Annotated in this window: 7 protein-coding genes; 2 read left to right on the top strand and 5 right to left on the bottom strand. The window is 56.3% G+C overall.

Annotation, left to right across the window (positions count from 1 at the left end):
• The first annotated feature begins 403 nt into the window (after nt 1–403).
• Together purH and purD are read left to right on the top strand one after the other, a co-directional pair.
• Nucleotides 404–1,993, top strand: coding sequence for a bifunctional phosphoribosylaminoimidazolecarboxamide formyltransferase/IMP cyclohydrolase (gene purH / locus RW65_RS00610; protein WP_039054716.1), 1,590 nt, complete (start codon nt 404–406; stop codon nt 1,991–1,993).
• A gap of 15 nt (nt 1,994–2,008) precedes the next feature.
• Entirely contained in the window at nt 2,009–3,301 is a 1,293-nt protein-coding gene (gene purD / locus RW65_RS00605; RefSeq protein WP_039054715.1) for a phosphoribosylamine--glycine ligase, read from the top strand.
• A gap of 38 nt (nt 3,302–3,339) precedes the next feature.
• Here purD and RW65_RS00600 read toward each other — a convergent pair whose 3' ends face one another.
• From RW65_RS00600 to hemE, 5 genes are all read right to left on the bottom strand, one after another.
• Nucleotides 3,340–4,032, bottom strand: coding sequence for a DUF1481 domain-containing protein (locus RW65_RS00600; RefSeq protein ID WP_052250247.1), 693 nt, complete (start codon nt 4,030–4,032; stop codon nt 3,340–3,342).
• Between the two features lie 12 nt (nt 4,033–4,044).
• On the bottom strand, nt 4,045–4,317 hold the full coding sequence (gene hupA / locus RW65_RS00595) for a nucleoid-associated protein HU-alpha (RefSeq protein ID WP_017460010.1): 273 nt from the start codon (nt 4,315–4,317) through the stop codon (nt 4,045–4,047).
• Nucleotides 4,318–4,503: 186 nt separating this feature from the next.
• The gene (locus RW65_RS00590) at nt 4,504–5,094 is read right to left on the bottom strand and encodes a YjaG family protein (RefSeq protein WP_039054713.1); all 591 of its coding nucleotides are present in this window, start codon (nt 5,092–5,094) and stop codon (nt 4,504–4,506) included.
• Nucleotides 5,095–5,127: 33 nt separating this feature from the next.
• The gene (nfi, locus tag RW65_RS00585) at nt 5,128–5,808 is read right to left on the bottom strand and encodes a deoxyribonuclease V (protein ID WP_039054712.1); all 681 of its coding nucleotides are present in this window, start codon (nt 5,806–5,808) and stop codon (nt 5,128–5,130) included.
• 9 nt (nt 5,809–5,817) lie between these two features.
• Entirely contained in the window at nt 5,818–6,882 is a 1,065-nt protein-coding gene (gene hemE / locus RW65_RS00580; RefSeq protein WP_039054711.1) for a uroporphyrinogen decarboxylase, read from the bottom strand.
• Between the last annotated feature and the right edge of the window lie 19 nt (nt 6,883–6,901).

Raw genomic sequence — 6,901 nt, 5'->3', positions numbered from 1 at the left:
GTCGCGAGGTGGCGTATATTACGCTTTCCTCTTTCAGAGTCAACCCCGTTTTGCAGGATTTTTCTCTTCAACCGAACCGGCGATTTGTGTGAAGTGATTCACATCTGCCGTGTCGATGGAGGCGCATTATAGGGAGTTCTCCGCCCCCCGCAATAGAAAAATGACATAAAAATGACTGACTGCTGCATTCCACAGCAAAACCCGCCTTTATACCTGTTTACACACAGACTTATCCACAATTGGCCAAAAGTACAAAAATTCGCGAGCGCTACGCAAACGTTTTCGTTACAATGCCCGCGCAAAAATATCAGCCTCTAAAGAGGTGTTAGCTAAATAAAAGGATCGATAATGATCGAGTATTTAGCTAACGCTCTCTGTAAAAGACCAATCCAGGGGATTTACCATGCAACAATCTCGTCCAGTCCGCCGCGCTTTGCTCAGTGTTTCTGACAAGGCCGGTATTGTCGAATTCGCTCAGGCCCTCTCGCAACGCGGTGTAGAACTGCTCTCTACCGGCGGCACCGCGAAACTGCTGGCGGAAAAAGGTCTGCCCGTGACCGAAGTCTCCGACTACACCGGTTTTCCGGAAATGATGGATGGACGCGTTAAAACCCTGCACCCGAAAGTCCACGGCGGCATTCTTGGCCGTCGCGGCCAGGATGATGCGATCATGGCGCAACACGCGATCGCGCCGATCGATATGGTGGTTGTTAACCTTTATCCCTTCGCCCAGACCGTTGCTCGCGAAGGATGCTCGCTGGAAGATGCAGTAGAGAACATTGATATCGGCGGCCCTACCATGGTGCGCTCCGCCGCGAAGAACCATAAAGATGTAGCTATCGTGGTGAAGAGCAGCGACTACAGCGCCATTATTAGTGAGTTGGATAGCAACGAAGGCTCATTGACGCTAACGACGCGTTTCGATCTGGCGATCAAAGCGTTCGAACACACGGCGGCCTACGACAGCATGATCGCCAACTATTTCGGTAGCCTGGTGCCCGCCTATCACGGCGAAAGCAAAGAACCTGCCGGCCGCTTCCCGCGGACCCTGAATCTGAACTTCATCAAGAAACAAGATATGCGCTACGGTGAGAACAGCCACCAGCAAGCGGCCTTCTATATAGAAGAAGAGATCAAAGAGGCTTCCGTTGCCACCGCTCAGCAGCTGCAGGGTAAGGCGCTCTCCTATAACAATATTGCTGATACCGACGCAGCGCTCGAGTGCGTTAAAACCTTCGACGAGCCAGCCTGCGTGATCGTAAAACATGCCAACCCGTGCGGCGTGGCGGTCAGTACTTCCCTGCTTGATGCTTACGATCGCGCGTATAAAACCGATCCAACCTCGGCCTTCGGCGGCATCATTGCTTTTAACCGCGAACTGGATGCAGAAACCGCGCAGGCGATCATCTCACGTCAGTTTGTTGAAGTGATCATTGCCCCTTCCGCCAGTGAAGAAGCGCTGAAGATCACCGCAGCCAAACAAAACGTCCGCGTGCTGGTTTGTGGCGAATGGGCGCAGCGTGTGCCGGGTCTCGATTTCAAACGCGTCAACGGCGGCCTGCTGGTTCAGGATCGCGATCTTGGCATGGTAAGCGCTGAAGAACTGCGCGTGGTAAGCAAACGCCAGCCGACCGAACAGGAGCTGCGTGACGCGCTGTTCTGCTGGAAAGTGGCGAAATTCGTTAAATCCAATGCCATTGTTTATGCGAAAGAGAATATGACCATCGGCATTGGCGCAGGCCAAATGAGCCGTGTCTACTCGGCGAAGATTGCCGGTATCAAAGCGGCAGACGAAGGGCTGGACGTTAAAGGTTCTGCCATGGCGTCTGATGCGTTTTTCCCGTTCCGCGATGGCATTGATGCCGCCGCCGCAGTGGGCGTAACCTGTGTTATCCAGCCGGGTGGATCGATCCGCGATGACGAAGTGATCGCCGCCGCGGATGAGCACGGCATTGCGATGATCTTTACCGATATGCGTCACTTCCGCCATTAATCCACGGAGCAGACAATGAAAGTATTAGTGATTGGCAACGGCGGGCGCGAACACGCGCTGGCCTGGAAAGCAGCGCAGTCGCCGCTGGTTGAGACCGTTTTTGTGGCACCGGGTAATGCCGGTACGGCACTTGAACCGACGCTGCAAAACGTCGCCATCGGCGCAACTGACATTCCGGCACTGCTGAATTTTGCCCAGAACGAGAAGATCGATCTGACGATTGTCGGTCCGGAAGCGCCGCTGGTGATTGGCGTGGTCGACGCCTTTCGCGCAGCGGGCCTAAAGATTTTTGGCCCAACCCAGGGAGCCGCGCAGCTGGAAGGCTCGAAAGCCTTCACCAAAGACTTTCTGGCGCGGCATAACATCCCGACGGCCGAATATCAGAATTTTACCGACATCGAACCTGCGCTGGCGTATCTGCGCGAAAAAGGCGCACCTATCGTCATCAAGGCCGATGGCCTGGCGGCGGGCAAAGGGGTGATTGTTGCGATGACCCTTGAAGAAGCCGAAGCGGCGGTGCACGACATGCTGGCGGGCAACGCCTTTGGCGACGCCGGGCACCGCATCGTCATTGAAGAGTTCCTCGACGGGGAAGAAGCCAGCTTTATCGTGATGGTTGATGGCGAACATGTGCTGCCGATGGCCACCAGCCAGGATCACAAGCGCGTGGGCGACGGCGATACCGGCCCCAATACCGGCGGTATGGGCGCTTACTCGCCCGCGCCGGTGGTGACTGATGAAGTGCATCAGCGCACCATGGAACGCGTTATCTGGCCAACGGTGCGTGGTATGGCGGCGGAAGGGAATACCTATACCGGTTTCCTCTATGCCGGGCTGATGATCGACAAAGCGGGCAACCCGAAGGTGATTGAGTTCAATTGCCGGTTTGGCGATCCGGAAACGCAGCCCATCATGCTGCGTATGCAGTCCGATCTGGTCGAACTGTGCCTGGCCGCCTGTGAAGGCAAGCTGGATAAGAAAACCTCGAAATGGGATAGCCGCGCATCGCTGGGCGTTGTCGTTGCTGCGGGCGGTTACCCGGGGAACTATCGCAACGGCGATGTGATTCACGGTCTGCCGCTGGAAGAAGTGGCGGATGGCAAAGTGTTCCACGCGGGCACTAAGCTTGCTGCCGATGATCGGGTGCTGACCAACGGCGGGCGTGTGCTGTGCGTGACGGCGCTGGGAAATACCGTCGCCGAAGCGCAGCAGCGTGCTTATGCGTTACTGACCGATATTCACTGGGAGGGCAGCTTTAGCCGTCGGGATATTGGTTACCGGGCGATTGCGCGCGAGCAGGCTAAGTAATTTCCCGCCTTTCACCCTCTCCCGCCGGGGGAGGGTATTTAAAAACTCTTCTCCTTCGGCTGCCAATGGCAGAAATCCTCATTGGCCACCAGCAGTAGCTGCGCCCCTTCCGGTGCTTCCAGCCATGCCAGGCTCACCGCCACCGCAGAATGGCGCTGACGCTCCTCAATACGCTTTAAAGCGTATTTGTCGAGGTCGGGCTTAACGCTCTGCCCTTCACAGGTCTGTACCGTATGATTGGCCTGCCAGCGCCCCTGGCGCAGCATCACATGGCCCAGACGCAGCGCATCGCTGGTCTGACGAATCTGCTCGGCCCGGTAGTGATACAGCGCAATCTGATCGCTGGAAAGCTGCTGTTTCTGGCCATCAATTTCACGTTGCATAAAGCTCAGTCCGCCGCGATCGTCAAAGCGTATGCGGATATGCTCCGGCGGTTTAGCGTAAATATTGAGTTCAACGAGGGTTAACGCATCGCCTTGCCAGCGATATTCGCTAAGGGAAGTGCTCCCGTGGTGCCACGGGCTAAAAGCGGTGAGCAGATGCGTCTCATCGCCCGAATCCTTACGCCAGATGCGCACCGCGCCCTCATCGCCGGCAAAGCCGCTGGCGGTAAAAGGGGGCAGTTTGGAATCATGGCTACAGGCCGTAAGCAACAGCACGCCCGCCAGCATCAGCGGGCGACAGCAGAATGACAAAAGGGGCGAAACCGCCCCTTCGACAAAACTGTTCACGGCCACGCAGTCTTACTTAACTGCGTCTTTCAGTGCCTTACCAGAAACAAATGCCGGCACGTTAGCAGCGGCGATTTTGATTTCTTTACCGGTCTGCGGGTTGCGGCCAGTACGCTCAGCGCGGTGGTTCACTTTGAAGGTACCGAAACCAACCAGTTGTACCGCATCGCCTGCTTTCAGAGACTCAGTAACGGCAGCCAGGGTGGATTCCAGTGCAGCTTTCGCTTGCGCTTTAGACAGATCGGCCTTGTCCGCAATTACATCAATCAGTTGAGTCTTGTTCATAAGTTATCCTTTCAATGTGTTTATCGCTTGCTAAGCATCGAGTGCGACGGAAATGCCTCAAAAGCACTCTCCTGCATACACGCACCGATAGCCACTTATTTTCGCCCCCCAAATGTAGACCAGACGGGGGTACGAAGGGAAGCCTTCAGGCACGACAAAACAGGCGTTAAATCACGTTTTGTTGTCTCATTGCTGCAAATTTATACCGATATTGCTGTCGCCGGCCTCGCGCAAGTCTGCGCGCAGTCCTTTGATCAGTTCAATATCGCGTTCTTCGCAGGCGGCCAGCAGGCGGAAAATCTCCCACTGGATATCCCATTCTTGCTCAACGGCGGGGTTTTCCCGCAGCTCTTCATCGGTCATTTCGCGCTCTTGCTGGGTCATTTCCAGCATCGCAACGGTCGTGATCGACGTTTTGCTAACTTCAATAGCATGCTCCAGCGTTTCACCACTCAGGCGCGAATGAATCAATTCGCTTAATGCCACACACGCATCGATGGCGGGATAAACGCCGTACAGATCGTAATCGTCTGCTGCCGGAATGGCCTCTTCCAGCTTCTCCAGTTGGCTATCGAAATTCACCTTCGCGTCTTTAACAATCTCTGTTTCCCACACCAGGTCGAGGATGCGGCGATAAAGCTGCGCATCGCCAAACTCTGTCTGCTGGCAGAATAGGGCGTAATTGGGGTACATACGCTCGCACAGGCAAGCCATAAAAACGACGTGCTGCCAGCTTTCCAGCTTTTCCAGACGCAGGTGAATCGGGTTTTGTAACATGATCGTTTCTCGAAGTCGGTAATGCGCGGCAGTTTACCCGATATCGCGCTGAATTGCCTGCCAACGCGCAAATGCAGGTCGACCGGATGCCACGGCATCCGCCCAGCGCGTCGGTTCCGGCAAGCGGTAACCTTTCATGCAGCGCTGCACCCATGCCAGCGCGCTATCCTGGCTGACGCGATGCCCGGTGGTGACAAACAGCGGATTGCAGCGCGCTTTGCTGCGCCACACCCAGGCAAGTTTTTCACCTTTATCCATTAGCGGCGACAGCGCGCCCGGTTCGTCCGCCAGCGGCTCGAACTTACCGCACAGCCGCTTTTTCGCCACGCCAATCGTCGGTACATCCACCAGCAGGCCAAAGTGGCTGGCCACGCCGAGGCGACGCGGATGGGAAATACCGTGGCCATCAACAAACAGCAGATCGGGTTTTTGCGACAGAAGCTCCCACGCGGCCAGCAGCGCGGGATATTCACGAAACGAGAGGAAACCGGGGATATAAGGCATGGTGGTGGCGATACGCGCCACCTGATATTCAACCAGCTCCAGCGACGGCCAGGAGAGCAGCACCATTGCCGCTCGCGTCACTTCTCCCCCCTGCTCGAATCCGACATCGGCCCCGCCGATCAATGTGGGCGGATCCTTATCCAGACGATCCTCACGGATCACTGAAGAAGCCAGTTCGAGTTGTTGAGCGCGTAATGACGCGAGATCCATACTATCTCCTTACGGGTGCCAGGAGGCCGACAGACGGTGCACCGCCTCGACAAATACTCCTGCATGTTCCGGTGGGACATCCTGGTGGATGCCGTGACCGAGGTTAAACACATGACCTTCACCTTTGCCGAACCCCGCGAGAATCGTGGCGACTTCTTCTTCAATGCGCGCGGGCGGCGCGTAAAGCATAGACGGATCCATATTGCCTTGCAGGGCAACCTTGTCGCCAACACGACGGCGCGCGTCGGCGATATCCGTTGTCCAGTCGAGGCCCAACGCATCGCAGCCGGTCTCTGCCATCGCTTCCAGCCACTGTCCGCCGCCTTTGGTGAACAGGGTCACCGGTACGCGGCGGCCTTCGTTTTCACGCAGCAGGCCGTCGACAATTTTATGCATGTAATAGAGTGAGAACTGCTGATAATCGCGCCCGGTCAGCACGCCGCCCCAGGTATCGAAAATCATCACCGACTGCGCGCCTGCGCGGATCTGCGCATTCAGATAAAGCGTGACGCTTTGCGCCAGCTTGTCCAACAGGACGTGTAGCGTGTGTGGTTCGGCGTACATCATCTTTTTAATCACGGTAAAGGCTTTGCTGCTGCCGCCTTCTACCATATAGGTCGCCAGCGTCCACGGGCTGCCGGAAAAACCGATCAGCGGCACTTCGCCTTTTAACTCACGGCGAATGGTGCGCACGGCATTCATCACATAACCCAGCTCATTTTCTGGATCCGGCACCGGCAGCTTATCGACATCGGCCTTGCAGGTTATTGGCGCGGTAAATCGTGGCCCTTCCCCGGCTTCAAAATAGAGGCCAAGCCCCATTGCATCCGGCACGGTGAGGATATCTGAGAAAAGGATCGCCGCATCCAGCGGGTAGCGGCGCAGCGGCTGGAGCGTGACTTCACAGGCCAGCTCGGCGTTTTTGCACAGCGACATAAAATCCCCGGCTTGCGCACGAGTCGCTTTGTACTCCGGCAAATAGCGGCCTGCCTGACGCATCATCCATACTGGCGTCATATCTACAGGCTGGCGCTGAAGCGCGCGCAGGTATCGATCGTTTTTCAGTTCGGTCATTGTCATTTCCTTAAGCGTC

Source organism: Enterobacter sp. Bisph1 (assembly GCF_000814905.1).
Taxonomy (GTDB): Bacteria; Pseudomonadota; Gammaproteobacteria; order Enterobacterales; family Enterobacteriaceae; genus Kosakonia.
The sequence above is the reverse complement of the archived record's forward strand: the minus strand, read 5'-3'. Positions and strand labels throughout refer to the sequence as shown.

Bases quoted from the DNA above. Each gene is read 5' to 3' on its own strand.
- purH (WP_039054716.1), top strand. From the start codon at position 404: ATGCAACAATCTCGTCCAGTCCGCCGCGCTTTGCTCAGTGTTTCTGAC.
- purD (WP_039054715.1), top strand. From the start codon at position 2,009: ATGAAAGTATTAGTGATTGGCAACGGCGGGCGCGAACACGCGCTGGCC.
- hupA (WP_017460010.1), bottom strand. From the start codon at position 4,317: ATGAACAAGACTCAACTGATTGATGTAATTGCGGACAAGGCCGATCTG.
- RW65_RS00590 (WP_039054713.1), bottom strand. From the start codon at position 5,094: ATGTTACAAAACCCGATTCACCTGCGTCTGGAAAAGCTGGAAAGCTGG.
- nfi (WP_039054712.1), bottom strand. From the start codon at position 5,808: ATGGATCTCGCGTCATTACGCGCTCAACAACTCGAACTGGCTTCTTCA.
- hemE (WP_039054711.1), bottom strand. From the start codon at position 6,882: ATGACCGAACTGAAAAACGATCGATACCTGCGCGCGCTTCAGCGCCAG.